Here is a 25,476-nt window from a genome sequence, read left to right as displayed (position 1 = left end):
GGATCAGGCCGGATCAGGCTGGACGGACCGACCTGATCAACCACGTACTACGGCGTGAGTCCCTTGCTGCTCAGCCAGCTCATCGGGTCGATGCCACTGCCGCCCGCGGTGTGCACCTCCAGGTGCAGGTGCGGGCCGGTGACGTTGCCGGTGGCTCCCACGCGTCCGATGGTCTCGCCGGTGGTGACCTTCTGGCCGGCGCCGACGGTCATCGAGGACAGGTGGGCGTACCAGATCTCCGTACCGTCATCGAGCTCAAGCACCACGCGGTAGCCGTACGAACCCGACCAGCCGGCCGACTTGACGGTCCCGCTGTGGACGGCCTTGGTGGGCGTGCCCGTGGGGGCGGCGAAGTCCAGGCCGGTGTGCTGGCCGGAGGACCACATGGAGCCGGCCTGGCCGAAGGTGGAGGTGAGCGTGTACGAGGAGGTGGGGAGCGAGAAGCTGGCGGCCAGCTTCTCCAGGCGCTCCTGCTCGGCCTTGCGCTCGGCCTCTTCCTCCGCCTTGCGCTTCGCCTCGGCGGCCTTCTTCTCCGCGTCGGTCTGCTGCTTCCGGGCCTCGGCTGCCGCCTTCTCGGCGGCGGCCTTCTCGACGCTCGCCTTCTGGGCGGCGTCGGCCTCGGCCTGCTGCTGCTCCGCCTGCTGGAGGATGCGGGCGCGCAGCGCCTCGCCGGAGTCGGTGGTGCCCTGCTGGGTGTCCGCGGCGGTGAGGCCCGCCGTGGTCAGCGGGGAGGGAGTCTCGTCGGTCTTCTTGTCGCCGTCGGACATGAAAGACCCGACACCGGGAAGGGACTTGGCGTCGGGAAGGTTGTCCGAGAGCGCGTCGGGAAGTGATATCGAGACCGCGGGCTTGTCCTGGGCGGAGGCGATGCCTCCGGCGCCGACCGCGGCGATGACACCCACTCCGAGGACCGTGGAGCTGCGGGCCAGCGCGTTGCGCTGCTTGGCGACACGGTGCTTGCCGCGTACGGGACGGATGGACTCCGCGGTGGGATTCCACTCCTCCCAGTCCCTGTTCGCCTCGCCATCGGCGAGATCGGTACCGGCGAGCCGGCTCCCGGGGCCGAAACGGACCGGGACTGAGGCTTCGGGAGCAGGCCTGTTGGACGCCACTGGGGCGCTCTCCTTTCCTTCCTTCTCGCCTACCGGGTTAGCTGACGGGTTCGGAGCAGGAAGGTCTCCTACGAGCGTGTTTCGCCGCACGAGGCAACAAAAGACGCCCGATTCACCCCAATTGGTGGTTCCCCGGTTTCCTAGCGGAATTCGGCGCGTGCGCACGGTGCCGTCTCTTTCGACGGCTGGGACAACCGCGCTGCGTTATCGAACGTTAATAGACGACGGGGACTTATTCCAAGCTGTTCCCGGTGATCGTTAGCGAGCACGGCGGGGATCAACCGGGACACAAGCTGGCGCAATCGGGCGAGTTGATCGCGGTTCGGGCCGTGTGCGATCACACACTCGATCTGACGGTGCGTCAAATATTATGCGGAGTGGTGTGTCTCAACTACGCAGCGTGGCGGGGGAGATGACATCACGGCACGCGGGTCCCACGCGTCCGACGGTCTCGTCGCAACGAAGGGCCGACGCGGGCGGACCCACACGGGCGGACCCACGCGATCGCGTCACGGCACGACGGGCATCGTCCGGCGCCGCTCCGGCTGCCGCTCGGTGGGCCGGCTGATGGCCAGCAGCGCCATGTCGTCCGTACTGCCGCCGCCGGTGTGCAGCCGTACGTCCCCGACGATCGCCTCCAGCAGGTCGTCGGGACCGGGAAAGATCCGTCCCGCGAGCCGTTCGCCCGGGTCGTAGAAGACGCCCTCCGCGTTGCGCGCCTCGGAGAGCCCGTCCGTGTAGAGGAGCAGCGTCGCCCCGGGCCGGTACGGGATCTCCTCCGCGCGGTCCGGCCATGTCCCCAGCTCCCCCATCCCGAGCGGCAGTGCCGGGTCGGTGGGGGCCAGCACGGTCACCGCGCCGTCGGGGCCGAGCAGCAGCGGCTCCGGGTGCCCGCGGTTCAGCACGCGCGCTATGCCCTCGCCGTGCGGTACCTCCGCCAGTACGGCGGTGGTGAAGCCCTCGAACAGGTCGATCCCGCTGCGCCGCCTGCCTTCGCGCGCCAGCGCCCGCTCCAGCCGCCGCGCGACGCCTTCGAGCGACCTCTCCTGCTCGGCGGCCTCCCGGAATGCGCCGATGACGACGGCCACGGTCTCGATGGCGCCCATGCCCTTGCCGCGTACGTCGCCGACCACCACCCGTACGCCGTACTCCGTGTCCTGGACGGCGAACAGGTCACCGCCGATGTAGGCGCCCTCCTCGGCCGCCTCGTAGCGCGCGGCGATGTGCAGCCCGCCGATCCGGGCCTCGGGTGTCGGCAGGACGGCGCGCTGGGCGGCCTCGGCGATGACCCTCGCCGAGGCCAGGCGTTCACCACTGCGGCGTACGACACCGTTGATGGCCAGTGCGAGGACGGAGACGGTGAAGACGGTCAGCGATTCGGTGATCATCTCGACCCCGTCCCCGGAGTTGTTGACGTAGCGCAGTCCGAGAACGGCGCCGACGGACAGGATGCCGATGACGAGAGTGCGCGTGAACGAGAAGAAGGGGGCGGCCACCAGCGGCGCCGCCGAGAAGAACGGGGACGCGGTGAAGGCGGTCGGGGTCGCCTGATCCAGGATGATCCCCGCCACGATGATCAGACCGGGCAGCAGTTCCACGAGCGGATGCGTCGGCCGGGCGGCGAGCCGACCGCTCCCCCGCCTGGGCGGCCGGGGGTCTTCGGGACCGAAGCCGGGCGGGTGCTTCTCGGCGGGATGCGAGCGGTTCCAGGTGGGGTCGTCCGGGCCGGCGTCCGCCGGCCGGAAACCTTCGTCGGCGCGGCGGAAACCGCGCTGGATGCCACGCCGGAGGCTGCCGCTGAGCCGGCGGAGCCTGGAGGGGACGTGGGGGTGGTGGGGCGGGGCCTTACGGGTGGGCCCCCCGGCGGAGGGGCTGGGGACGGCCCCCTCGGCGGGAGGGTGCTCGCTCCCGCCGAGGGGGCCGTCCCCGGTCCCGTCGTCCCCGCTGTCTCTCAGGTGCCCCACCAGTGGCCTCCTGCCCGGTCCGTCGACGGCCGCGGACGGTACCGCGTCCCCCCAGGCTGGCCTCTTACGCGCCGGGCGGCTACCCGCTGTCGACCGACTGGGCTACCGGTGGGCCGGTGCGGTGACGGCGGCCCGGCCCACCGTCACCGCACCGGCGTACCTCGTCGTACCTCCCCGTCGTACGCCGGTCGTAAGTCCGTCAGTCGTCGGTGAGATGGCGCTCGGCGTAGACCTTCATCGCGTCCCGTACGAGGACGGCGGTGCCCTCCTCGTACTTGTCGTAGTTGCGGCCGAAGCGCGGATCGTCGACGTACATCGCGGTGACCCCGATGACGTACGACCTCGCGGGGCTCGTCGTGGTCGACAGCCAGTCGCAGTGTCTGCGGGCGATGGCCTGCGCCTCCTCGCTGTCGGCGGCGAGACCGTCCTTCCTGGCCCGGCCCCAGTCCCGGGCGATGCTCTCGTGCCGTTCCATGAACTCCTTCCGTTCGCGCTCGCTCAGGGACCGCCACCAGCGGTCACCCTTCTCGTACGCGTCCCGGCCCCACCGCTCGGTCACCTCCTGCTCGTACCGCGTGTGATCGAAGCCGTCGAGAATTTCCTCGGCCATGAGTTCTTCTCCCCTCTGCGTCTTGTGGAGAGTGGTCCGCACCGACGCGATCAGCCGTCCCACGCGCTCACGTTCCTGTTCGAGCAGCGCGAGATGGGTGCGCAGTGCGGCGGCCGTGTCCTGTTGGCCGTCGAGGATCCCGGCGATCGCGGGCAGGCTCAGACCGAGCTCACGCAGCAGCAGGATCCGCTGGAGACGGACGAGGGCGTCCTGGTCGTAGTAGCGGTAACCGTTGCTCCCGACCCTGCTCGGGTCGAGCAGCCCCACCTCGTCGTAGTGCCTGAGCGTGCGGCTCGTCGTGCCGGCCTTCCTCGCGATGTCCTGGATCGACCACTCCATGACCGGAACGCTAAATCTTGACGTTGCGTAAAGGTCAAGCGCGATTCGTCGGGGGTCAGGGTTCGAGGGTCGGGCGCACACGACGAAGGCCCGGATCCAGTGGATCCGGGCCTTCGTCTTCTGCCAGTAGCGGGGACAGGATTTGAACCTGCGACCTCTGGGTTATGAGCCCAGCGAGCTACCGAGCTGCTCCACCCCGCGCCGTTGAATGCAACACTACGCCATCCGGACCAAGATCATCTCCATTTACCCGTCGGCGGCCCCGATCGGCCTAGGCGGCCTCCACCACATCGGCGCGGATCGCCGCGGCCCACTCGACCAGCAGCCTTTGATACTCCTCCTGCTCGGCGGGGGACAGCGCCCGGCCCGCGCGCGCCCACAGGGCACGGATCTCCGTGTTGACGACGGCGGCGGGACGGACGGAAGCACTGGCATCAGAGGAAGCTGACATGGAGTAAGGCTACGGCCAGCCACTGACAATGGGCAGAGCGTGTGCCCCACGACCTCGCACAGTCACCATCCGGAGCCCTCGCAACCCCTAGGCTTACCCCGGTGATCGAAACCATCGTGTTCGACGTCGGCGAGACTCTCGTCCGCGACGACCGCTACTGGGCCTCCTGGGCCGACTGGCTCGGCATCCCCCGCCACACCATCTCCGCGCTGGTCGGCGCCGTCACCACGCAGGGCAGGGACAACGACGACGCCCTCCACCTCATCAAGCCGGGCATAGATGTCGGCGAGGCGTACCGGGCGAGAGAAGCCGCGGGCCGGGGCGAGCACCTGGACGAGTCCGACCTCTATCCCGACGTACGGCCCGCCCTGGCCGGTCTGCACCAGCTCGGCGTACGCGTGATCATCGCGGGCAACCAGACCGTCAAGGCCGGTGAGCTGCTGCGGGGCCTCGATCTGCCCGCCGATCTGGTCGCCACGTCCGGCGAGTGGGGTGTCGCCAAGCCGTCGGAGGAGTTCTTCGCGCGGGTCGTGGAGGCGGCGGACACCGCGCCGGAACGGATTCTGTACGTGGGCGACCACCCCATGCACGACCTGTTCCCCGCCCAGCGGACCGGTCTGCGGGCGGCGCATCTGCGGCGCGGCCACTGGGGCTATCTGACGGCGGACGATCCGGACGTCGTCGCGGCGGCGGACTGGCGGATCGACGCGCTCACACAGCTGATGCCGATCGTGGCGGATCAGCGGCAGCCGGCCTGAGCGGGGGCCCGAGGCAGATGCCTGAGGGAGGGCGGTCCGTCACTCGGAGCCGTATTCGTGCGGCTGCCCGCCCTGCCACTCGACCCAGGAGGGGTCGTCGAGCAGTTCCCACGCGTCGGGCAGCCCGGCGAGCCGGAGGAATTCGATCAGGTGGTCGTCGCTGTGGGCGAGTCCCATGATCCGGCCGCGGACAGTGACCCTCCGGCCGCCCGTCCCGGACGGCCGGTGTACGACGATCGGTGCGTCACTCATATGGTCAAGAGTGCGACTCCCGGGGCTGGAGCGCAGCCTCGGGGGCCAGTCTTTGCCCGGAGATCCTGGCGAAATGAGGCGCTTACTCGCCGTTCCGTGCGCTTTGTCGCCGCCCGGATGCGGGATACGGAGGGCGCCCCGATGCTGGGAGGGGAGCAACCCCACAAGGGAGGACGACCCATGTCGATGCTCGACAAACTCAAGGGCCTGATGAAGGGCCACGAGGACACCGCTCGAAAAGGCGTCGACAAGGCCGGTGACGCCGTCGACAAGACGACCGGTGGCAAGTATGAGAGCCAGGTCGACAAGGCCCAGGAGAAGCTCAACGAACAGATGGGCTCCCAGGACCGGCCCACGCCGGGCGACGACCGCCCGCCACAGAGCTGATCCGGGGCGAAGCGCGCGCGGCTCCACGCCCGCGCGTACGCGCCACGAAGGCTCCGACCGGTCCGCGTTCCGGTCGGAGCCTTCGCCGCGCCGCTACGGCGAGGACGTGCCGGCACCGACGTACTGGTGCGCGAACTCCCACGTCGGCTCGACCGGCGTGATGATGTCGATCAGCACCCCGCCGGGGTCCGCGACGGTGAAGTGCCGTGCCCGAAGTCCTCGCTGCGCAGCCCGAGTACGGGCCTCAGCCCCGCGCTGGGGCGGTTGCTCGGGGCGCTGCGGGTGGAGTCGGTGCGACACTCCACCGCCGGGCCGAGGGCGGGCGGGCGGTTCAGCGGGCGATGAGCTCCCGTACGGCCCTGACGACCTCCCCCGGTGCCTCCTCGGCCATGAAGTGGCCGCAGCTGACGGTCGCGTGCTTCAGGTCCGGCGCCCACGCGCGCCAGCGCGCGGCGGCGTCGAAGCCCAGCGCCGTACCCCAGTCCTGCTGGAGTACTGAGACCGGCATCCGCAGCTGGTTGCCGGCGTCGCGGTCGGCCTGGTCGTGAGCGACGTCCACCCCGGCGGAGGCGCGGTAGTCGGCGACGATGGAAGGGACGGCCGCGCGGGAGGCCGCCAGGTACTCGGCCCGGATCGCGGCCGGAATCGCCTGCGGGTCGCGCGTCCAGATGTCGAGGAAGTGGCCGAAGAAGGCGTCGGCGCTCGCGGCGATCATCTGCTCGGGCAGACCGGGCGGCTGGGCCATCAGATAGAGATGGAAGCCGACGGCGGCGGTGGTGCCGTGCATGACGTCCCAGGTGTCCAGCGTGGGCAGGACGTCGAGCGAGGCGAGGTGGGTGATCACGTCCGGGTGGTCCAGGGCCGCGCGGATCGCCACGAGGGCGCCCCGGTCGTGGCCGGCCAGCGCGAACCGGTCGTGCCCCAGGGCGCGGGCGAGCGCGACGGTGTCGGCGGCCATGGTGCGCTTGGCGTACGTGACCCCATCGGCCTGGGCGTCCTCGGCGGGCTTGTCGCTCGCGCCGTAACCGCGCAGGTCGGGGCAGATGACGGTGTGATGGGAGGCGAGTTCCGCGGCGACGTGCCGCCACATGAGGTGGGTCTGCGGAAAGCCGTGCAGGAGCACGACCGGGGTGCCGGAGCCCCCGACGGCGACGTTGAGGGTGACGTCGTCGGCGACGGGGACGCGCCGGTAGGTGAAGCCGGGGATGGTGGGGTGCATGGTGCGCTCTTTCGTAGGCTGGCGTGCGTGGGTCGCGCGGCTGCGCGGCTGCGCGGCTCTCGTGCTGCGCGTGGCTTCAAGCCTGTGGGCCGCGAATCAGCAGTCGGTCAGCGCGGAGGGCCGCGGGGCGTCGCAGGCATCGCGAGGCGGGCGGAGGGTCGGATGGAACGGGAGCCGGAAGGGGAACAGGTCCTGTTCGGTGTGCTCGGCCCCGTGACCGCCGAGGACCGGCAGGGCCCGATCGCGCTCAAGGGGCCGCGCCACCGTGCCGTACTGGCCCGCCTGATCGTCGCTCGCCGCCGTGTCGTCCCCGTCGCCCGGCTGGTCTCCGACCTGTGGCCGGACTCGCCGCCGTCCGGCGCGGTCGGCTCCGTACAGACCTTCGTCGCCGCACTCCGCCGCGCCCTGGAACCGGACCGTGCGCCCCGTACCCCCGCCAGGCTGCTCGTCACCGACGGCCCCGGCTACGCGCTGCGGGCCGGACCTGACGCCGTCGACGCCTGGCGGTTCGAGACGGCGGTCGACGAGGCGGCGAAGCTGCCGCCCGCGCGGGTGCTGCGGCGGCTGGACGAGGCGCTGGAGCTGTGGCGGGGGCCCTCGTACGCCGACTTCGCGCGGGAGGAGTGGGTACGGGGCGAACGCGCCCGCCTGGCCGAACTGCGGCTCCAGGCGGTCGAGCGCAGGGCCGAGGCGCGGCTGGCCCTCGGCCTCACCGCCGAGGCCGTCCCCGACCTGGACGCGCATCTGGCCGACCACCCCTGGCGCGAGGACGCGTGGCGGTTGCTGGCGCTGGCGCTGTACCGGACGGGACGGCAGGGAGACGCGCTCGCCGTCCTACGGAGGGCACGGTCGACGCTGGTGGAACAGCTCGGGCTGGACCCGGGGCCGGGGCTGCGGAGACTGGAGGCGGACATTCTGGCGCAGGACGAGGCGCTCGACGCCGTTCCGGATCGGCCGAGTTGGGAGCCCTCGACCGGTCGCACCGACCCCGGCGAAACGGCGGCGCGCCTGTGGACGCGGGCCGCCGCCGCGTACGACCGCACGGTCGCGGCCGGCGCCCGCGCCCGCCTGGAGACGACGGTGGGCCTGCTCCGCGACCTCGCGGTGACCGGCGGCGGCGGTCTGACGGCCGCCCGCGAACACCGCCTGGCGGCCATCACCGCCGCCGAGGAGTTCGGCGACCCCGAACTGACCGGCCGGGTGATCGGTGCCTTCGACGTCCCCGCGATCTGGACGCGCGGCGATGATCCGGAGCTCGCCGGGCGGATCGTCGCCGCCGCCGAACGCACCCTGGCCGCGCTGCCGCCGCCCGACGGACACGGCGGCTACGACGCGGTGCGCTGCCGGCTGCTCGCCACCGTCGCCGTGGAGATGCGCGGCTCGCACTCCTCGCGTGGCCCCCAGGCCGCGGCCCAGGCGGAGGGGATCGCCCGCCGGCTCGACGATCCGGCACTGCTGGCGTTCGCGCTGAACGGCACGTTCATGCAGTCCTTCACCCGCGCGGGCCTCGCACCACGCCGCGCGGAGACCGGCGCGGAACTGGTCGCGCTGGGCGCCCGGCACGGCCTGGTGACCTTCGAGGTCCTCGGCCATCTGATCCTGCTTCAGGCGCGCGGCGCGCTGGGCGACTTCGCCGGGGCCGACACCCACGCCACCGCCGCCGACCGTCTGGCGGCCCTCCACGAACTGCCGCTGGTGGGCGTCTTCACCCGGTGGTACGGGGCATTGCGCCTGTCCGCGTCGGGCAACATGCCCGAGGCGAGGTCGGCGTACGAGAGTGCCGCCACCGACCTGCCGGACTCCGGCATGCCCGGCCTGACCCACGGCCTCCTCCCGCTCGCGCTGCTGTCCCTGCGCTTCTCCGCCGACGGCCCCCGGCTCCCGCCGCCCGACGCGGTCGACCCGCGTGCGGACTGGGGCCCGTACCGGCCCTGGATCACCCCGCTCGCCTCCCTGGCCACGGGCGACCGCCCCACCGCCCGCACCGCCCTGCACGCACTGCCGGAACCGCCCCACGACCTGCTGTACGAGGCGTGCTGCTGCCTGGAGGCGACGGCGGCACTGACGCTCGGCGACCGCGCCGTACTCACCCGCGTACGCGACCGCCTGGCCCCCGCGTCCGCCGAACTCGCGGGCGCGGGAAGCGGCTTGCTCACGCTCGGTCCGGTGAGCGGCTACCTCGGGGCGATCGGCGCGGCGCTGGGGCGCTGAGCAGGGGCGCTGAGCAGGGCCGACCCCCCGCTCGCGGGTGACGTGGACGGTGTCTGTCCCCCGTGCGAGCTACGTGCGGGTGTCCAGTCGAGGTCTGGTCGAGACGCTCGGGCGCCGCGCTCAGATAACGCGCGGTCTCGGCCTGCACGCCCATCGCCGTCACATGGTGGGTCACCACATCGTGCAATTCGCCGGCGGTGCTGGTGCGTTCGGCGGCAAGGGTCTCCTCGGCGGGACGACGCCGCCGCTCGGCCTCCGCGGCCCGGTGGGACGCAGCCGCGCCCCCGATACCCCACGCGAAAGCCGGCGCCGGACAACTCAGAGGAAGGGGGTGACCACGTCGGCGGAGTTGGCGTGCCAGTTGCTCACCCGGGGCTTGTCGACATTGACGGACTCGACCGTGAGCTGGCCCGCGTCGGCGGCGTCGTCGGAGGCGGAGACGATAAGCGTCTCGAACATCTTGCCGTCGTTGTTGTTGGTGCTCTTGGGGTTCACGCCCATGTAGGCGGCGGTGGAGCCCTTGAGCTTGACGGCGTCGCCGGAGCCCTCCTCGGCGTTGGACGCCACGGTGTCGGGGTCGGAGCCGAACATGACCTGCTCGGGCGCGCCTTCCAGGGTGCAGATGACGCCCGGCTTGGCCTTGGCCGTAACGAGGTAGTAGCCGCCGGCCTGGGACTCCAGCTTCACGGTGAAGTTCAGGTCACCGTTGTCGCACGGCTTGGCGTAGTAGTCCTGCTTGGCGCCGTCGACGTCGTTGTCCTTGCCGGCGGAGCCGTTGTCCTCGTCGTAGTAGTCGTCCTTGGCGCCGTCGACGTCGTTGTCCTTGCCCGCGGAACCCTTGTCCTCGTCGTAGTAGTCGTCCTTGGCGCGGTCGACATCGTTGTCCTTGGCAGTGGAGCCGGCGTTCGCCGCCTTGCCCGTGTCGCCGGCGGAGGTGTCCGCGCCGGAGTCGCAGGCGGTGAGGGTCGCGGTGAGGGCCACCATGACCACGGCGGCCAGGGCGAGGCGGGCGGACCGGGGGGACCGGGCGGCAAGGCGCGAACTCATCGGGTTCTCCATCGACTTGTTGATTCCTGGGGCTCTCCTGCTGACGTCGCCAACATTAGGCCGGAGATCATCCTCAAATGATCGCGCGGATGTCCGGGTTCCGTTTCATCCCTCTGTCCCCATGTACCGCCCCCTGGGAGCTTTCTGACGAGCCGTCAGTTTGCTGCGGGTCTGTCGAGTCGCCGTGCGCGACCCCGGTGGCGCTCAGTCGACGGTCGGGCTGCGGCGTTCGACGAGGACGACGTCGCGCCACCGGCCGTGGTGAAGGCCGATGCGCCGGCGGGTGCCGATGACACGGAAGCCGGCCTTCTCGTGGAGCGCGAGACTGGCGGTGTTCTCGGGAAAGATGCCGGACTGTACCGTCCAGATCCCGGCGGCCTCGGTGGAGGCCAACAGGGCGGTCAGCAGGGCGAGTCCCACGCCTCGGCCACGGGCGTCCGGGCCGACGTAGAGGGAGTGTTCGACCACTCCGGCGTACGCGCGACGGTCGGAGACCGTGGCGACGGCGGCCCAGCCCCGTACGCGGTCGTCCTCGTCGAGAGCGACCATGCGGTGACGCGGCAGCTTGGCCGCGTCGAATCCCCGCCAGTCCGGAGCGGCGGTCTCGAAGGTGGCGTTGCCCTCGTCGATGCCCAGTTGATAGATCGCCAGGACCTGTCCGGCATGCTCGGGCCGCATCGCCGTGATGCGCGCGCCCGTGGCTGTCACATCGGTGGTCATGCCGTTTGTACGCCGAGTTCGGCGAGCAGGCCGCGGATACGCCGCTCGATCTCGTCCCGGATCGGCCGGACCGCGTCGACGCCCTGACCGGCGGGGTCGTCAAGTTTCCAGTCGAGGTACCGCTTGCCGGGGAAGACGGGGCAGGTGTCGCCGCAGCCCATGGTGATTACGACGTCGGACGCCTGTACGGCTTCCACCGTCAGCACCTTGGGTGTCTGGGCCGAGATGTCGATGCCGGCCTCCGCCATCGCCTCGACCACCGACTGGTTCAGGGTGTCGGCCGGCGTGGAGCCCGCGGAGCGGACTTCCACGGTGTCGCCCGCGAGGTGGGAGAGGAAGGCGGCGGCCATCTGGGAGCGGCCGGCGTTGTGGACGCAGACGAACAGTACGGACGGTGTGGTCTCAGACACGGGCGGGACCTTCCAGGGTGGCGGCCGGTCCGGCCGCCGGTGGGGGCTGGGGGAAGAAGCGCCGGGCGGCCAGGGCGACGTAGACCAGGCCGATCAGCACCGGGACTTCGATGAGGGGGCCGACGACGCCGGCGAGGGCCTGGCCGGAGGTGGCACCGAAGGTGGCGATGGCGACAGCGATGGCGAGTTCGAAGTTGTTGCCCGCGGCCGTGAAGGCGAGGGTGGTGGTCTTGGGGTAGTTGAGTCCGATCGCGCGTCCCAGCGCCATCGATCCGGCCCACATGAGGGCGAAGTACACCAGCAGCGGTAGCGCGATCCGTACGACGTCGAGCGGCCGGGAGGTGATGGCGTCGCCCTGGAGGGCGAAGAGCACGACGACGGTGAACAGCAGCCCGTACAGGGCGAAGGGGCCGATGCGCGGGATCAGCTTCGTCTCGTACCAGGTGCGCCCCTTGGTCTTCTCGCCGATCCGGCGGGTGAGGAACCCGGCCAGGAGCGGAATGCCGAGGAAGATCAGCACGCTGCGGCTGATCTCCCACACGGACACGTCGAGAACCGTCTGCTGAAGGCCGAGCAGGCCGGGCAGCACGCTCAGGTAGAACCAGCCGAGCAGGCTGAACGCCAGGACCTGGAACACCGAGTTCAGGGCGACGAGGACGGCGGCGGCCTCGCGGTCGCCGCAGGCGAGGTCGTTCCAGATGATGACCATCGCGATGCAGCGGGCGAGACCGACGATGATCAGCCCGGTGCGGTACTCGGGCAGGTCCGGCAGGAACATCCACGCCAGGGCGAACATCAGCGCCGGGCCGACGATCCAGTTCAGCAGCAAGGAGGAGATCAGCAGGCGCCGGTCGCGGGTGACGGTGTCGAGCCGGTCGTAGCGGACCTTCGCCAGGACCGGATACATCATCACCAGCAGGCCGAGCGCGATCGGCAGCGAGACCCCGGTGACGGTGACCTTCGCCAGCGCGGCCCCCAGGCCCGGGACCAGTCGCCCGAGCCCGAGACCGGCGGCCATCGCGGCGAGAATCCACACCGCGAGGAACCGGTCCAGGAATGACAGTCGCCCGGCGACCGGGCCCGCGGTCCGCGTGCTCACAAGGCGGCGCCGGCGTGCTCGGTCAGGGATGCTCCGGCGGGGCGCGTGAGGATCGCGGCCAGACGGTCCGTCATCTCGGGCAGCAGCCGGTAGTACACCCACGTCCCGCGCCGCTCGGAATCGATGAGACCGGCCTGCTTCAGGAGCTTCAGGTGATGGGAGATCGTCGGCTGGGACAGGTCGAAGGCCGGGGTGAGGTCGCAGACGCAGACCTCCCCGCCCGCCCGTGAGGCGATCAGCGACAGCAGCCGCAGCCGCACCGGGTCGCCCAGCGCCTTGAACACCTTCGCCAGCGTCTCGGCCTGGCCGGTGTCCAGCGGGGCGGTCAGAAGGGTGGGGCAGCACCCGCCGGGGCCGTCCTGGCCGAGCACCACAAGCTCTTGTTTCGACATGCCTCTATGTTGACGTTTTTCGATACAGGACGCAAGGTTGACTTAACAGGCATCGACAGACATCAATGCAACCTGATCAGGGAGACAGTCATGTCCCGCGCCCAGCTCGCCCTCAACGTCGCCGACCTCGAAGCCTCGGTCGCCTTCTACTCCAAGCTCTTCGGCGTCGAACCCGCCAAGCGCCGCCCCGGCTACGCGAACTTCGCCATCACCACCCCGCCGCTCAAGCTTGTTCTCATCGAGGGCGACCCCGGCCAGGAAACCCGCCTCGACCACCTGGGCGTCGAGGTCGACACCACCGACGAGGTCACCGCCGCCACCACCCGCCTCAAGGACGCCGGCCTCGCCACCTTCGAGGAGAACGACACTTCCTGCTGCTACGCCCTCCAGGACAAGGTGTGGGTCCACGGCCCCGGCAAGGAGCCCTGGGAGGTCTACGTCGTCAAGGCCGACGCCGACCAGCTCGGCAAGAGCCCGGCCCCGAACGGCGACACCGGCCGCACCGGACAGAACGAGCCCACCGAACCCGAGCCGGTCGCCGCAGGCTGCTCCTGCGGCAGCTGAACGGCGCCCGCCGAACCTCGCCCCACCTGGCCGAGCGCGCCGGCCTCCGACGGACCGAGCCGCGGTACCGGACCTGTTCACGAGCGGCCCCGTGGGGCGTGCGGGGGGGATGCGTAGTGGATCGGATAAGCGTCCAGTGCCCCCTGTACTGGTGGTTTACCGCACGGAAGATCATGTAAGCAGTGATAGCGCCCATGGCGTGTGACGTGCCGCGGCCCGTGGAGGTGGCGGTATCGCACAGGAGGGCACCTGCATGTTCAAGAGCAAGAGGACCCGCGCGGTCGTCTGGACCAGCGCCGCGCTCGGTGTCGCGGCTACGGCGATCGGGGGTGTGGCGATCGCCGCTGCGGGAGGAGTGACCGCTCCCTACGCTCAGGCGTCCGGGGTGATCAACGCGGACGGAAGCATCTTGCGGTCCAAGGGCATCAGTTCGGTGTCCCTCGGGGCCGCCGCGGGCCGGTTCTGCGTGAAGTTCAGCGACACACGCCTGAACGTCAACGAGATCACTCCGGTCGCCACGCTGACCACCGGCGGGTACCCGGGCTTCATCTACGTCCACCCCGGCGCAACCAGTGAGTGCGGCAATGCCTCGGACACCCTCCTGATCGTCACCGCCAACGACAGTCAGGGCGGGGCGTACAAGCAGTTCTCCCTCCTGGTCCCGTAGCTACCCGTCGATGACAGCGACCCTGTCGGCGACCGGGTGAGTGGATCGCCGGAGCCCCGTCCACCGATGCACCGGGTGGGCGGGGCTTCGCCATGCCGTGATCGTTTGCACTTCGATTGAGCATCGGAGGAACAAGTTCCCGAAAGGGGCTCGAACATGAGGCAGCCCCAGCTCTGGAAACCTGTCCGAGCTGGGGCTGAGCGGTAGGCCGTGTGGGACTCGAACCCACAACCAACGGATTAAAAGTCCGCTGCTCTGCCAATTGAGCTAACGGCCCCTGACGAGTCATCCACGAGCATAGCCCGCCCGGGGCGCCCGGCCGATCGGGTATCCCCCCGGTGGCGGGGAAGACCACGGGGCGGGGCCCGTACCGCAGCCGGTTTCGGTGCGGTACGGGCCCCGTCGGGTGTGGGCTCAGGCCAGTGGTCAGCCGTTGCGCTTCCAGCGCGGCTTGTCGTCACGGCGGCCGAACGAGCCCGTGCTCGTGCCGGTGCCGGTCGTGCCTCCGCGGTGGTCGTCGCGGCGGCCCGACGGGCGGTCGTGGCCGCCCGAGCGGAAGCTGCCCGAGGGGCGGTCGTCGCGGCGGTCGCGGTTGAACGGGCGGTCACCGGTGGGACGGTGCTCGCGGCGCTCGAAGGGGCGGGCGCCGTCGCGGCGGTCGCCGCCCGAGGGGCGGTCGTCCCGGCGCTGGAAGCCGCCACTCGCCGGACGGTCGTCACGACGCGGGTAGCCACCACCGGACGGACGGTCGTCACGACGCGGGTAGCCACCACTCGCCGGACGGTCGTCGCGACGCTGGTACCCACCACCGGCCGGACGGTCGTCACGGCGGTCGTCGCGGCGCTGGAAGCCGCCACGGTCGCCACCACGCTCACCGCCACGGTCGTCACGACGGTCGTCACGACGGCCGTAGCTGCCACGGTCGTCCCGGCGCTGGAAGCCGCCACGGTCGCCGCTGCCGCCGTCGCGCGGCGTGTAACCCTTCGCGCCGCCACGGCCGCTGCGCTCGCCGCGGTCGTCCCGGCGGTCGTCCCGGCGCGCGTAGTTGCCGCGGTCGTCGCGGGTTGTCTGGGCCGGTACGGACGCGGCTGCCGCCGCTGCCTCGATGGCCGCCACGGCCTCGGCCGCGACCTCCGCCACCGCCGCCTCCGGGTCGTCCCCACGCTCGCGCGCCGCACGGGCGACGAGGCGGTCGGCCTCCTCGCGCAGTTCGCCGGCCCTGCGCTGGAGGCGCTCCAGCTCCTTGGTCAGGTCGGCGACCTCGCGCTCCGCCTGCTTGGCGGAGTTGTTCGCGGAGTCGGCCTGGACCTCGGTCAGCGAACGGGCGCCGGTGATCTCGGCGACCTCCGGCTCGAAAGCACCCGCCCCGGCGACCATGTGACGCGCGGCGTCGACGCCCGCGTCCTCCATCAGCCGGAAGATCTGGCGGCGCTGGTGCGGCAGGGCCAGCGAGACGACGACGCCGGACTTGCCGGCGCGTGCCGTACGGCCCGAGCGGTGCAGGTAGTCCTTGTGGTCACCGGCCGGGTCCACGTTCAGGACCAGGTCGATGCCGTCGACGTGGATACCGCGGGCGGCCACGTCGGTCGCGACGAGCGCGTTGACGTGACCCTCCTTGAAGTCCGCCAGCGTCCGGGTGCGCGCGCCCTGCGTCATGCCGCCGTGCAGCGCGTCGGCCTTCACGCCGGAGTCGCGGAGCTGCTCGGCGATACGGTCGGCGCCCAGCTGCGTACGGACGAAGATGATCGTGCGGCCCTTGCGCGCCGCGATCGCCGCCGTGACCGGCGCCTTGTCCTTGGGCTTCACGACGAGCACGTGGTGGCTCATGGTCGTGACGTTGCCCTGCGCGCTGTCGACCTCGTGGTGCACGGGGTTCTTCAGGTAGCGCTTGACCAGCGTGCTGATCTCGTTCTCCATCGTGGCGGAGAAGAGCATGCGCTGGCCGCCGGACGGCACCAGGTCGAGCAGCTCGGTGACCTCGGGCAGGAAGCCCAGGTCGGACATCTGGTCGGCCTCGTCGAGGATCGCGATCTGTACGTTCTCGAGCGAGCACGCGCCGCGGTTGATGATGTCGCGCAGCCGGCCCGGGGTGGCGACGAGGACGTCGACACCGCGCTCCAGCGCGTAGATCTGGTTGCCCATCGACGTACCGCCGCAGACGACCTTCATCTTCAGGCCGAGCACGTCGCCGTACGGCTGGAGGGCGTCGGCGACCTGCATCGCCAGCTCGCGGGTCGGCGTCAGGATGACGCCGCGGGGCTTCTTCTTCTCGGTGTGGCCCTCGGCGAGGGTCGCCAGCAGCGGCAGACCGAACGCGAGGGTCTTGCCGGAGCCGGTACGGCCGCGGCCCAGGATGTCCTTGCCGGCCAGGGCGTCCGGGATGGTCGCGGCCTGGATCGGGAAGGGGGCGATGACGCCGTTCTGGGTGAGCTTGCGGACGATTCCTTCGGGCAACCCCAGGTCGCCGAAGGTGACTTCGGGGGTCTTCGGGGTCGCGGGGGCCTCGGTCGCGTCGGCGGCCTCGGTCGCCTCCACGGCGTCCGCCGTGATGTTCTCGGTCGGGTCGGTCGAGTCGTTGGAGTCGATCGGCTCGTTGGAGTCGTTCTCGGGCATGACGGCGTGGTCAGTACTGGAAATGGACATGCGAAATGCGAAACCTTCCGGAGTCTCGGCACGCGCCCAAACTCCGTGATTCGCAATTCGACCGCCTCAATGCGGTCAGCCACGGCAAGGGAGAGTACGCGCCACGCGGCGCTCTTCTGTGTCGGCGCCAGGCAATGATCAAACGATCTACTACCATACGCACCGCTCCCCCTCCCTGGCAAACCGCTTCCACGCGATCCGCCTCACACCGGCCACCCGCGCCCCCTCGCCCCAGCCCCCGGCCGTCACACCGGCCCCAACTGCGGCGACGCCGCGGGCTCCTTCCGCATCCCGCCCCCGTCGCCCGGCCCCTGCGCGTTCGCCCGTACGTCCGCCGCCGGTGACGCCGACGGCAGGTCCGGCGGGCTGCTCGGCTCGGGCTGCGCCGGAGGCTCCGCCGGAGGGTTCGGCGGGGGCGGCTCGGAGGGCGGCAGCGGGGTCCAGGTCGGCTGCTCCGCGGGCGGTACGTCGACGCCGGGCGGCCTCGGCGCGGGAGGCAGCGGCCTGCCGTCCGGGCCCTTGGACGGCTTCGTGGACGGGTCGCCCGAGGCTTTCGGATCACCCGGCTTCCCCTTCTCGCCGTGCTCGCCGGTCCCCTCGGCGCCCTTCGGCCCCGCCCCGCCGCGGCCGCCGGCCGGCACACCCGCGCCGGCGTCCGCCGCCGTACCGCCGTCTTCCTCGGCGGCGGCCCCGGGCCGCTCGGCCGACCGCGAGGGGGCCGGCTTCCCTTCGTCGTTACCGACGCTCATACAGCCGGTGGAGGTGGCGACAGCCAGCGAGGTGACGATCCAGACGGCGAAACGGCCGGGGGCGGACAACTGGCGCACGCGGGGCACCTCCGGGGCGTGAAACGGCTCGCCCGCCGAGGGGAGCCCGACGGCAGGGAGAGGATTGCCCTGCCCAACTTCCTTTTCCCCACAAGGGACACGCCCGCCACGCGCCGAAGCCGGACCGGCCGGCCCGCGCCGGCCGGCCTCAGAGCGCCCCCAGCTCCCACCCCGCCCACACCGCGCCGAGGCCCACCAGCACCGACGCCGTCACATACGCGCCGGCCACCAGCCCCGCCCCGCGCTCGGCCAGCCGCAAGGTCTCGTACGAGAACGTCGAGTACGTCGTCAGCGCCCCGCACAGCCCCGTGCCGATGAGCGCGTACGTCGCCGACGACACGGCCGCCCCGGCCAGCACACCCAGCACCAGACTCCCCACCGCGTTCACGGCGAACGTCCCCCAGGGGAACAGGGTTTGATGCCGCGCCTGCACCGCACGGTCCGTCAGATAGCGCAGCGGCGCCCCGACCGCGCCTCCCACGACCACCAGCAGCCAGTTCACGGCGCCGCCACCCGCCCCACCGCCCGGCGCGTGAGCGTCGCCGTCAGCCACACGGCCGCCATCGCGCCCGCGAGCGTCACGGCCGCGTACCCCAGCGCGGCCGGAGCCTCGCCGTGCCGGACCAGCCGCAGGAAGTCCAGCGTGTACGTCGAGAACGTGGTGAAACCGCCCAGCACCCCCACCCCCAGGAACGGCCGCACCAGCGGATGGACCGACCGGCCGCCCTCGGCGACCAGCACCATCAGCACACCGATCAGCCCGCACCCCACGACGTTCACCAGGAACGTCGTCCAGGGGAACGCGCCGTCCGCGGTGGGCCACAGCCGCTCGGCGCCGTACCGCGCCGTCGCGCCCGCCGCACCGCCCGCCGAGATGACGGCCAGCACCTGCCACAGCCGGTGCCCGGCCGTTTCGGCGCGCTGACCGGCCACCCGCAGATCGACGTCGGGGTCGACGGGCTCCGCGGCGGACCCGGCGGACCCGTCCTCGGGGCCCGGACTCACCCGTACCCCAGCTCGTGCAGCCGGTCGTCGTCGATCCCGAAGTGGTGTGCGATCTCGTGCACCACCGTGATCTCCGTCTCGGCCACCACGTCCTCGCGCGTCTCGCACATCCGCAGCGTCGGCCCCCGGTAGATCGTGATCCGGTCCGGCAGCACCCCCGCGTACCACTCGCCGCGATCGGTCAGCGGAGTCCCCTCGTAGAGCCCGAGCAGATCGGGGTCGAACTCCTCCCCCGAGTCCTTCGCGGCCGCGGGATCGGGTTCGTCCTCCACGAATACCGCGACGTTGTCCATCAGCCGCATGAGCTCCGGCGGGATCCGGTCGAGCGCCTCGGCCACCAATTCCTCGAACTCCTCGCGCGTCATCTCCAGCACCCCGCCATTGTCACGCAGGTGACCAAGATCGGGGCACGGCGGCGCCCACGCATGATCGCGGGGCCCCCTGGGCATACGCGCCCAATGGCCCGCGACGTACGCCGTGTCCCGTTCCGTACCGCGATCACAGCGATCAGCCGAATCCGGCGGCACTACCGGTCCCGCGGCGACGGACCCACCAGCGCCCTCGTCAGCTCCCCGCACCCCTACACCCGCGCGCTCGGCCTCATCGCCGTCGTCCTGCTCGGCGCCTGGCTCGGGCTGCTGATCGTCGGCAGTGTGCGTACGCCGGTGGGCCCCATGGACACCAAGATGACCCTGCGTCCCTCCCTCACCGGCGGCACGAAGATCAACGTCTCGCCGCTGGGCGCGCTGGAACTCGACTCCCACACGGCCCCCATCCGCCTCGACGTCGACGTCGACCAGCTCGACCCGGTCCGCTCACAGGCCCTCGTCGAGCACCCCGAGCGCCTCGCCGGCCTCCAGGAGGAAGTCGCGAGCGACGTCTCGGCCGGGACGACCGAGCTGGCCGTTCGGTCCTGTGTGGCCGTCGTCTCGGGCGCCACCGCCCTCGGGCTGGCCGTCTACCGCCGCCCCCGCCGCGCGCTGGCCGCCGGAGGGCTCGCGCTCGTGCTGCTGAGCGCGGCCGGCATCAGCGCGTTCGCGACCTGGAACCCGAAGTCCGTGCTGGAGCCCCGCTTCTCCGGGCTGCTCTCCTCGGCCCCGCAGGTCGTCGGCAGCGCGCGCTCGATCGTCACCGAATTCGACGTCTACCAGAAGGAGTTGGCGAGGCTGGTCACCAACGTGACCAAGCTGTACGACGCGACGTCGACCCTGCCCTCGTACCAGCCGGACCCGGGCACCCTGCGGGTCCTCCAGGTGTCCGACATCCATCTCAACCCGGCCGCCTGGCACATCATCGGCTCGCTGGTCGAGCAGTACCGGATCGACCTGATCATCGACTCCGGCGACACCATGGACCACGGCTCGGCCGCCGAGAACAGCTTCCTCGACCCGATCCCGGACCTCGGCGCTCCGTACGTCTGGGTGCGCGGCAACCACGACTCGGCCGACACCCAGAAGTATCTGGAGGGCCTGAAGAACGTCCATGTCCTCGACCACGGCCGCGCCGTCACCGTCGCCGGGATCCGGGTGGCGGGCACGGGCGACCCGCAGTTCACCCCCGACCGCTCGCTGGTCAACGCCGGTGACCCGGCGGAGGAGATGGCGGGCATCCGGCTGGCGTCGGCCATCCGCGACCAGGAGCGCGCGGGCACCCCGGTGGACATCGCCGTCGCGCACAACCCGATCGCGGCCAGGGAGACCGACGGCACGGTGCCGCTCGTGCTGGCCGGCCATGTGCACCGCCGCGACACCGAGATCATGCCGCTCGGTACGCGGCTGAAGATCGAGGGCTCGGCGGGCGGCGGCGGGCTGCGCGCGGTCCAGAACGACCAGCCGGAGAAGGTCCGGGCCTCGCTGCTCTATCTGGACAGCACGACGAAACGGCTCCAGGCGTGGGACGAGATCACGCTGGGCGGACTGGGACTGACGACGGCGGAGGTGAGCCGCCATCTGCCGGAGGAGGCGGGCGTACCGGGGACGGACCCGTCACCGTCGCCGTCCGGTGAACCGTCCGGCCAACCGTCCGGTCAGCCCTCCGGGTCGGCGTCCGGAACACCATCCGGATCACTTTCCCCAGGGCCGTCCGGCACCCGCTCCCCCTCCACCCCGACGGGCCCGCCCCCCGCCCGCTAAACCGTTTTGGCGATAGCTCCCCGCATCCCATATGCTTCTCACGTCCCCGACGCGCTACCAAGCGCCCAGGCGGGCCCTTAGCCCTCATCGTCTAGTGGCCCAGGACGCCGCCCTTTCAAGGCGGTAGCACGGGTTCGAATCCCGTTGGGGGCACGCAACACCGTGTGCGAGACTCGTCTCGCACATTGCTTGGTCCTGTGGAGCAGTTTGGAGTGCTCGCCACCCTGTCAAGGTGGAGGCCGCGGGTTCAAATCCCGTCAGGACCGCTGTGGCTCGCGAGAGCCGCGTGGCTGGGTAGCTCAGTTGGTACGAGCGATCGCCTGAAAAGCGATAGGTCGCCGGTTCGATCCCGGCCCCAGCCACTCCTCTTCTTCAGTGCAGATGCCCCTGCCGAGAGCTTCGGTAGGGGCATTTCGTGTACCCGCCCCGCGAAATGGGTTCGCCACCCGCCCGGCCCGGGTGAGACCCTGGGTTCGGTATGTCTACTTCCCTCGCCGACCTTCAGTCCCTGCTGGCCGAGGTGTCGCTGCGCGACTCGCAGCGCCTCGGCCGCCGTCTCGAAGGCGTCCGGCGCATCCGTCAGCCCGAAGCACGGCAGGCCGTCCTCGACGAGATCGCGGCCGAGGCCGGCAAGTCCGCCGAGCGCGTGCGCTCCCGGGCGGCCCGGATGCCGGCGATCACGTACCCCGAGCAACTGCCCGTCAGCCAGAAGAAGGACGTGATTCTTCAGGCGATACGCGACCACCAGGTCGTGATCGTCGCCGGTGAGACCGGGTCGGGCAAGACCACCCAGATCCCCAAGATGTGCATGGAGCTCGGCCGGGGCGTCCGGGGCATGATCGGTCACACCCAGCCCCGCCGGATCGCCGCCCGCACCGTCGCCGAGCGCGTCGCCGACGAGCTGAGGAGCCCGCTCGGCGAGGCCGTCGGATGGAAGGTCCGCTTCACCGACCAGGTGAACCAGGACTCGACGTTCGTCAAGATCATGACGGACGGCATCCTGCTCGCCGAGATCCAGTCGGACCGCGACCTGCGCGCGTACGACACGATCATCATCGACGAGGCCCACGAGCGCAGCCTCAACATCGACTTCCTGCTCGGCTATCTCGCCCGGCTCCTCCCCAGGCGCCCGGATCTGAAGCTCGTCATCACCTCGGCGACGATCGACCCCGAGCGCTTCTCCCGCCACTTCGGCGACGCGCCGATCGTGGAGGTCTCCGGCCGTACGTTCCCGGTCGAGGTCCGCTATCGCCCGCTCCTCGAAGAGGAGGGCGACGAGGGCGACCGCGACCAGATCACCGCGATCTGCGACGCCGTCGACGAGCTCCAGTCGGAGGGCCCCGGCGACGTCCTGGTCTTCCTCTCCGGCGAGCGGGAGATCCGCGACACCGCCGACGCCCTCGACAAGCGCAAACTCCGGCACACCGAAGTGCTGCCCCTGTACGCGCGCCTCTCGCACGCCGAGCAGCACCGTGTCTTCCAGAGACCCGGCGGCGGCGCGACCCGCAGGATCGTCCTGGCGACGAACGTGGCGGAGACCTCGCTGACCGTGCCGGGCATCAAGTACGTGATCGACCCCGGCACCGCCCGTATCTCCCGCTACTCCCACCGCACCAAGGTCCAGCGCCTGCCGATCGAGCGGATCTCGCAGGCCAGTGCCAACCAGCGCAAGGGCCGCTGCGGCCGTACGTCCGACGGCATCTGCATCCGGCTCTTCTCCGAGGACGACTTCGACTCGCGGCCCGAGTTCACGGACGCCGAGATCCTCCGTACGAATCTGGCCTCGGTCATCCTCCAGATGACGGCGGCCGGCCTGGGCGACATCGAGAAGTTCCCCTTCATCGACCCGCCGGACCACCGCAACATCCGCGACGGTGTCCAACTCCTCCAGGAACTCGGCGCGTTCGACGCCTCGCAGAAGGATCCGCGCAAGCAGCTCACCCAGCTCGGCCGCAAGCTCTCGCAGCTGCCCGTCGACCCGCGCCTGGCGCGCATGGTCATCGAGGCCGAGCGCAACGGCTGCGTACGCGAGGTCATGGTGATCGCCGCCGCGCTCTCCATCCAGGACCCGCGCGAGCGCCCGTCGGAGAAGCAGACCCAGGCCGACCAGCAGCATGCCCGCTTCCGGGACGAGACGTCCGACTTCCTGGCCTTCCTCAACCTGTGGCGCTACATCCGTGAGCAGCAGAAGGCCCGCGGCTCCTCGGCCTTCCGCCGGATGTGCAAGGCCGAGTATCTGAACTTCCTGCGGATCCGCGAGTGGCAGGACATCTACTCCCAACTGCGTACGGTCGCGAAGCAGATGGGCATCAAGATCGACGAGAGCGACGACAGCGCCCCCGCGCCCGACCAGTCGGTGCACATCTCGCTGCTGGCGGGGCTGCTGTCGCACATCGGGCTCAAGGACGTGAAGGAAGGCGCGAAGAACGAGTACGTGGGCGCGCGCAACGCGAAGTTCGCGGTCTTCCCCGGCTCGGCCCTCTTCAAGAAGCCGCCGCGCGTCATCATGTCCGCGGAGCTCGTCGAGACGTCGCGGCTGTGGGCCCGGGTCAACGCGAAGATCGATCCCGACTGGATCGAGCCGCTCGCTCAGCACCTGATCAAGCGCACGTACAGCGAGCCGCACTGGGAGAAGGACCAGGCGGCCGTGATGGCGTACGAGAAGGTCACGCTGTACGGCGTACCGATCGTCGAGCGGCGCAAGGTGAACTTCGGCCGGATCGACGCGGAGGCCTCGCGCGACCTGTTCATCCGCAACGCGCTCGTCGAGGGCGACTGGCGGACGCACCATCAGTTTTTCCATGACAATCGCAAACTTCTGGGCGAGGTCGAGGAGTTGGAGCACCGCGCCCGGCGCCGCGACATCCTCGTGGACGACGAGACGCTCTTCGACTTCTACGACGAGAGGGTGCCCGACCACGTGGTCTCCGGCGCCCACTTCGACTCGTGGTGGAAGCACAAGCGCAAGGAGGAGCCGGAACTCCTCGACTTCGAGCGCTCGATGCTCATCAACGAGGCGGCGGGAGCCGTCACGAAGGACGACTATCCGGACTCCTGGCGGCAGGGCAGGCTCAAGTTCCGGGTGACGTACCAGTTCGAGCCGGGGGCCGACGCGGACGGTGTGACCGTCCACGTACCGCTCCAGGTGCTCAACCAGATCACCTCCGAGGGCTTCGACTGGCAGATCCCGGGACTGCGCGAGGAGGTGGTGGTGGAGCTGATACGCTCCCTGCCGAAGCCGATCCGCCGCCACTACGTCCCGGCGCCGAATTACGCAGCTAAGTTCCTGGAGCGGGCGGTGCCTCTTCAGGAAGCGCTTCCCGTGACGCTGGCGCGCGAGCTCCAGCGGATGGTCGGTGTGCCCGTCAGGGCCGACGATTTCGATCCGGGCCGGGTGCCGGATCATCTCAAGATCACCTTCCGGATCGTCGACGAGCGGCGCCGCAAGATCGCCGAGGACAAGGACCTGGAGGCGCTGCGGATCGCCCTCAAGCCCAAGGCCCGCCAGGCGATCTCGCAGGCCGCGGCGGCGGTGGCGGGGCCGACGGGCGAGTCGGTCGAACGCTCGGGCCTCACGGACTGGACGATCGGCACGCTCTCGCGCACCTTCGAGACCCGGCGGGCGGGGCAGCCGGTCAAGGCGTATCCGGCACTGGTCGACCAGGGCGCGACCGTGGCCGTACGGCTCTACGACACGGAGGCCGAGCAGCAGCGGGCCATGTGGCAGGGGACGCGCCGGCTGATCATGCTCAACATCCCTGTCAGTCCTGCCAAGTTCGCGTCCGACACCCTCACCAACAAGCAGAAGCTGGCCCTGTCCCGAAACCCGCACGGCTCGATCCAGGCGCTCTTCGAGGACTGCGCCACCGCCGCGGCGGACCGGCTGATCGCCGAGCACGGGGGGCCCGCGTGGGACGAGGAGTCGTACCGCAAGCTGTACGACAGGGTCCGCGCCGACCTGGTCGACCTGACCGTGCGCACGATCAGCCAGGCCGAGCAGATCCTGGCGGCCTGGCAGGCCTGTGAGCGGCGGCTGAAGACCACGAACAGCCTGGTCCTGATCAACAACGTCCAGGACGTGAAGGACCAGCTGGCGGAGCTGATGCCGGCGGGCTTCGTGACCCGTACGGGGCTGCGCAGGCTGCCCGACCTGATGCGCTACCTGGTCGCGGCGGACCGCAGGCTCCAGCAGATGCCGACGAACGTCCAGCGCGACACCACGCGCATGGCGAAGGTCCACGAGATGCGGGACGAGTACGCCTGGCTGCTCGAACAGCTCCCTCGGGGACGGCCGGTGCCGCAGCAGGTCCTGGACATCCGCTGGATGATCGAGGAGTTGCGGGTGAGCTACTTCGCGCACGCCCTGGGCACGGCGCAGCCGGTGTCGGACAAGCGGATCGTGAAGGCGATCGACGCGGCGGTGCCGTAGCCGCCGGGGCCGACCGATCCGGTTCGACCGCACCCTCCGAGCTGCTGTAGAGTCTCATTTCGCAGCCGCCGGTAGGAACAGCGCACCGGAGCCGCGAATTCTGGTCCTGTGGAGCAGCTTGGAGTGCTCGCCACCCTGTCAAGGTGGAGGCCGCGGGTTCAAATCCCGTCAGGACCGCGTCGCAGTACTCGGAGCCCGCATCCTTCTGGATGCGGGCTCCACTGCTACATCCGGCCGG

23 protein-coding genes, 6 tRNA genes, 2 pseudogenes and 1 riboswitch are annotated in these 25,476 nt (G+C 70.8%); of the genes and pseudogenes, 11 read left to right on the top strand and 20 right to left on the bottom strand.

Translation table 11 applies throughout. The annotated features are described in order from the left end of the window. Positions 1-47: 47 nt before the first annotated feature. The 5 genes from ACIBBB_RS32830 to ACIBBB_RS32810 all read right to left on the bottom strand — a co-directional run bounded on the left by ACIBBB_RS32830 (position 48) and on the right by ACIBBB_RS32810 (position 4,476). Positions 48-1,112 (bottom strand): M23 family metallopeptidase, encoded by a 1,065-nt coding sequence (locus ACIBBB_RS32830; RefSeq protein WP_398988499.1) that lies wholly within the window; start codon positions 1,110-1,112, stop codon positions 48-50. A gap of 11 nt (positions 1,113-1,123) precedes the next feature. Beyond that, positions 1,124-1,278: riboswitch (cyclic di-AMP (ydaO/yuaA leader) on the bottom strand. 343 nt (positions 1,279-1,621) lie between these two features. After that, on the bottom strand, positions 1,622-2,710 hold the full coding sequence (locus ACIBBB_RS32825) for a PP2C family protein-serine/threonine phosphatase (protein ID WP_398988529.1): 1,089 nt from the start codon (positions 2,708-2,710) through the stop codon (positions 1,622-1,624). A gap of 565 nt (positions 2,711-3,275) precedes the next feature. Continuing rightward, positions 3,276-4,025: a MerR family transcriptional regulator gene (locus ACIBBB_RS32820; RefSeq protein ID WP_398988497.1), complete on the bottom strand. Its 750-nt coding sequence runs from the start codon at positions 4,023-4,025 to the stop codon at positions 3,276-3,278. A 127-nt stretch (positions 4,026-4,152) separates the two neighbouring features. Further along, positions 4,153-4,226 (bottom strand) — tRNA-Met (locus ACIBBB_RS32815). Positions 4,227-4,296: 70 nt separating this feature from the next. After that, entirely contained in the window at positions 4,297-4,476 is a 180-nt protein-coding gene (locus ACIBBB_RS32810) for a hypothetical protein (RefSeq protein ID WP_398988495.1), read from the bottom strand. Positions 4,477-4,577: 101 nt separating this feature from the next. Here ACIBBB_RS32810 and ACIBBB_RS32805 point away from each other — a divergent pair, with 101 nt between their 5' ends. Further along, a complete protein-coding gene (locus ACIBBB_RS32805) occupies positions 4,578-5,234 on the top strand; it encodes an HAD family hydrolase (RefSeq protein WP_398988493.1) in 657 nt (218 codons plus the stop codon). Positions 5,235-5,273: 39 nt separating this feature from the next. On the opposite strand, the gene ACIBBB_RS32800 is transcribed toward ACIBBB_RS32805, so the two are convergent. Beyond that, positions 5,274-5,486, bottom strand: coding sequence for a hypothetical protein (locus ACIBBB_RS32800; RefSeq protein ID WP_398988491.1), 213 nt, complete (start codon positions 5,484-5,486; stop codon positions 5,274-5,276). 180 nt (positions 5,487-5,666) lie between these two features. Between ACIBBB_RS32800 and ACIBBB_RS32795 the strand changes: the two genes are divergently transcribed. After that, positions 5,667-5,873 carry an antitoxin gene (locus ACIBBB_RS32795; RefSeq protein WP_398988489.1) on the top strand — a complete coding sequence of 69 codons (207 nt, stop codon included), beginning with the start codon at positions 5,667-5,669 and terminating at the stop codon, positions 5,871-5,873. Positions 5,874-5,966: 93 nt separating this feature from the next. Here the strand turns inward: ACIBBB_RS32795 and ACIBBB_RS32790 are convergent. Continuing rightward, a pseudogene (locus ACIBBB_RS32790) lies at positions 5,967-6,124 on the bottom strand (glyoxalase/bleomycin resistance/extradiol dioxygenase family protein); the annotation flags it as partial. A gap of 80 nt (positions 6,125-6,204) precedes the next feature. After that, positions 6,205-7,092, bottom strand: coding sequence for an alpha/beta fold hydrolase (locus ACIBBB_RS32785; protein ID WP_398988488.1), 888 nt, complete (start codon positions 7,090-7,092; stop codon positions 6,205-6,207). A 162-nt stretch (positions 7,093-7,254) separates the two neighbouring features. On the opposite strand from ACIBBB_RS32785, the gene ACIBBB_RS32780 reads away from it, so the two are divergent. Then, positions 7,255-9,303, top strand: a complete 2,049-nt coding sequence (locus tag ACIBBB_RS32780; RefSeq protein WP_398988486.1) for a BTAD domain-containing putative transcriptional regulator — start codon at positions 7,255-7,257, stop codon at positions 9,301-9,303. A 52-nt stretch (positions 9,304-9,355) separates the two neighbouring features. Here ACIBBB_RS32780 and ACIBBB_RS32775 read toward each other — a convergent pair. The 6 genes and pseudogenes from ACIBBB_RS32775 to ACIBBB_RS32750 form a co-directional block, all read right to left on the bottom strand. Then, positions 9,356-9,607 (bottom strand): annotated as a pseudogene (locus ACIBBB_RS32775) (histidine kinase dimerization/phosphoacceptor domain-containing protein); the annotation flags it as partial. Positions 9,608-9,621: 14 nt separating this feature from the next. Next, positions 9,622-10,350, bottom strand: a complete 729-nt coding sequence (locus ACIBBB_RS32770) for a DUF4232 domain-containing protein (RefSeq protein ID WP_398988484.1) — start codon at positions 10,348-10,350, stop codon at positions 9,622-9,624. A 204-nt stretch (positions 10,351-10,554) separates the two neighbouring features. Continuing rightward, positions 10,555-11,070, bottom strand: a complete 516-nt coding sequence (locus ACIBBB_RS32765; RefSeq protein ID WP_398988482.1) for a GNAT family N-acetyltransferase — start codon at positions 11,068-11,070, stop codon at positions 10,555-10,557. Then, positions 11,067-11,480 carry an arsenate reductase ArsC gene (locus ACIBBB_RS32760; RefSeq protein ID WP_398988480.1) on the bottom strand — a complete coding sequence of 138 codons (414 nt, stop codon included), beginning with the start codon at positions 11,478-11,480 and terminating at the stop codon, positions 11,067-11,069. The genes ACIBBB_RS32765 and ACIBBB_RS32760 overlap by 4 nt, the downstream gene beginning before the upstream one ends. Next, a complete protein-coding gene (arsB, locus tag ACIBBB_RS32755) occupies positions 11,473-12,579 on the bottom strand; it encodes an ACR3 family arsenite efflux transporter (protein ID WP_398988478.1) in 1,107 nt (368 codons plus the stop codon). The genes ACIBBB_RS32760 and arsB overlap by 8 nt, the downstream gene beginning before the upstream one ends. After that, a complete protein-coding gene (locus ACIBBB_RS32750) occupies positions 12,576-12,971 on the bottom strand; it encodes an ArsR/SmtB family transcription factor (protein WP_398988476.1) in 396 nt (131 codons plus the stop codon). Before ACIBBB_RS32750 ends, arsB begins: the two co-directional genes overlap by 4 nt. 90 nt (positions 12,972-13,061) lie before the next feature. Between ACIBBB_RS32750 and ACIBBB_RS32745 the strand changes: the two genes are divergently transcribed. Beyond that, positions 13,062-13,535: an ArsI/CadI family heavy metal resistance metalloenzyme gene (locus tag ACIBBB_RS32745; protein ID WP_398988474.1), complete on the top strand. Its 474-nt coding sequence runs from the start codon at positions 13,062-13,064 to the stop codon at positions 13,533-13,535. Positions 13,536-13,788: 253 nt separating this feature from the next. Continuing rightward, positions 13,789-14,202, top strand: coding sequence for a hypothetical protein (locus ACIBBB_RS32740; protein WP_398988472.1), 414 nt, complete (start codon positions 13,789-13,791; stop codon positions 14,200-14,202). Between the two features lie 204 nt (positions 14,203-14,406). Here the strand turns inward: ACIBBB_RS32740 and ACIBBB_RS32735 are convergent. The 6 genes from ACIBBB_RS32735 to ACIBBB_RS32710 form a co-directional block, all read right to left on the bottom strand. Next, positions 14,407-14,479 (bottom strand) — tRNA-Lys (locus ACIBBB_RS32735). A gap of 149 nt (positions 14,480-14,628) precedes the next feature. Beyond that, positions 14,629-16,845: a DEAD/DEAH box helicase gene (locus tag ACIBBB_RS32730; protein WP_398988470.1), complete on the bottom strand. Its 2,217-nt coding sequence runs from the start codon at positions 16,843-16,845 to the stop codon at positions 14,629-14,631. Between the two features lie 245 nt (positions 16,846-17,090). Further along, positions 17,091-17,672: a hypothetical protein gene (locus ACIBBB_RS32725; protein WP_398988468.1), complete on the bottom strand. Its 582-nt coding sequence runs from the start codon at positions 17,670-17,672 to the stop codon at positions 17,091-17,093. Between the two features lie 148 nt (positions 17,673-17,820). Beyond that, positions 17,821-18,174, bottom strand: coding sequence for a fluoride efflux transporter CrcB (gene crcB, locus ACIBBB_RS32720; protein ID WP_398988466.1), 354 nt, complete (start codon positions 18,172-18,174; stop codon positions 17,821-17,823). Then, entirely contained in the window at positions 18,171-18,677 is a 507-nt protein-coding gene (locus ACIBBB_RS32715) for a fluoride efflux transporter FluC (RefSeq protein ID WP_398988464.1), read from the bottom strand. Before ACIBBB_RS32715 ends, crcB begins: the two co-directional genes overlap by 4 nt. Further along, positions 18,674-19,051, bottom strand: a complete 378-nt coding sequence (locus ACIBBB_RS32710; RefSeq protein ID WP_189111165.1) for a metallopeptidase family protein — start codon at positions 19,049-19,051, stop codon at positions 18,674-18,676. Before ACIBBB_RS32710 ends, ACIBBB_RS32715 begins: the two co-directional genes overlap by 4 nt. A gap of 84 nt (positions 19,052-19,135) precedes the next feature. Here ACIBBB_RS32710 and ACIBBB_RS32705 point away from each other — a divergent pair, with 84 nt between their 5' ends. The 6 genes from ACIBBB_RS32705 to ACIBBB_RS32680 all read left to right on the top strand — a co-directional run bounded on the left by ACIBBB_RS32705 (position 19,136) and on the right by ACIBBB_RS32680 (position 25,415). Beyond that, a complete protein-coding gene (locus ACIBBB_RS32705; RefSeq protein ID WP_398988462.1) occupies positions 19,136-20,809 on the top strand; it encodes a metallophosphoesterase in 1,674 nt (557 codons plus the stop codon). Positions 20,810-20,889: 80 nt separating this feature from the next. Next, positions 20,890-20,962 (top strand) — tRNA-Glu (locus tag ACIBBB_RS32700). 38 nt (positions 20,963-21,000) lie between these two features. Then, positions 21,001-21,075: transfer RNA gene (locus ACIBBB_RS32695), tRNA-Asp, on the top strand. Positions 21,076-21,097: 22 nt separating this feature from the next. Next, positions 21,098-21,171 (top strand) — tRNA-Phe (locus ACIBBB_RS32690). A gap of 116 nt (positions 21,172-21,287) precedes the next feature. Beyond that, positions 21,288-25,238, top strand: coding sequence for an ATP-dependent RNA helicase HrpA (hrpA, locus tag ACIBBB_RS32685; protein ID WP_398988460.1), 3,951 nt, complete (start codon positions 21,288-21,290; stop codon positions 25,236-25,238). A gap of 102 nt (positions 25,239-25,340) precedes the next feature. Beyond that, positions 25,341-25,415 (top strand) — tRNA-Asp (locus ACIBBB_RS32680). Positions 25,416-25,476 lie beyond the last annotated feature (61 nt).

Origin of the sequence: Streptomyces sp. NPDC051217, from assembly GCF_044455465.1 — a bacterium.
Taxonomy (GTDB): domain Bacteria; phylum Actinomycetota; class Actinomycetes; order Streptomycetales; family Streptomycetaceae; genus Streptomyces.
Note: the sequence above shows the minus strand (reverse complement) of the source record. Positions and strands in the feature narration are given on the sequence as shown.

What these genes read in the sequence shown, in the direction of transcription:
- ACIBBB_RS32820 (WP_398988497.1), bottom strand. Translation starts at nt 4,025, where the DNA reads ATGGAGTGGTCGATCCAGGACATCGCGAGGAAGGCCGGCACGACGAGC.
- ACIBBB_RS32810 (WP_398988495.1), bottom strand. Translation starts at nt 4,476, where the DNA reads ATGTCAGCTTCCTCTGATGCCAGTGCTTCCGTCCGTCCCGCCGCCGTC.
- ACIBBB_RS32800 (WP_398988491.1), bottom strand. Translation starts at nt 5,486, where the DNA reads ATGAGTGACGCACCGATCGTCGTACACCGGCCGTCCGGGACGGGCGGC.
- ACIBBB_RS32795 (WP_398988489.1), top strand. Translation starts at nt 5,667, where the DNA reads ATGTCGATGCTCGACAAACTCAAGGGCCTGATGAAGGGCCACGAGGAC.
- ACIBBB_RS32785 (WP_398988488.1), bottom strand. Translation starts at nt 7,092, where the DNA reads ATGCACCCCACCATCCCCGGCTTCACCTACCGGCGCGTCCCCGTCGCC.
- ACIBBB_RS32780 (WP_398988486.1), top strand. Translation starts at nt 7,255, where the DNA reads ATGGAACGGGAGCCGGAAGGGGAACAGGTCCTGTTCGGTGTGCTCGGC.
- ACIBBB_RS32770 (WP_398988484.1), bottom strand. Translation starts at nt 10,350, where the DNA reads ATGAGTTCGCGCCTTGCCGCCCGGTCCCCCCGGTCCGCCCGCCTCGCC.
- ACIBBB_RS32765 (WP_398988482.1), bottom strand. Translation starts at nt 11,070, where the DNA reads ATGACCACCGATGTGACAGCCACGGGCGCGCGCATCACGGCGATGCGG.
- ACIBBB_RS32750 (WP_398988476.1), bottom strand. Translation starts at nt 12,971, where the DNA reads ATGTCGAAACAAGAGCTTGTGGTGCTCGGCCAGGACGGCCCCGGCGGG.
- ACIBBB_RS32745 (WP_398988474.1), top strand. Translation starts at nt 13,062, where the DNA reads ATGTCCCGCGCCCAGCTCGCCCTCAACGTCGCCGACCTCGAAGCCTCG.
- ACIBBB_RS32740 (WP_398988472.1), top strand. Translation starts at nt 13,789, where the DNA reads ATGTTCAAGAGCAAGAGGACCCGCGCGGTCGTCTGGACCAGCGCCGCG.
- ACIBBB_RS32730 (WP_398988470.1), bottom strand. Translation starts at nt 16,845, where the DNA reads ATGTCCATTTCCAGTACTGACCACGCCGTCATGCCCGAGAACGACTCC.
- ACIBBB_RS32705 (WP_398988462.1), top strand. Translation starts at nt 19,136, where the DNA reads ATGGCCCGCGACGTACGCCGTGTCCCGTTCCGTACCGCGATCACAGCG.
- hrpA (WP_398988460.1), top strand. Translation starts at nt 21,288, where the DNA reads ATGTCTACTTCCCTCGCCGACCTTCAGTCCCTGCTGGCCGAGGTGTCG.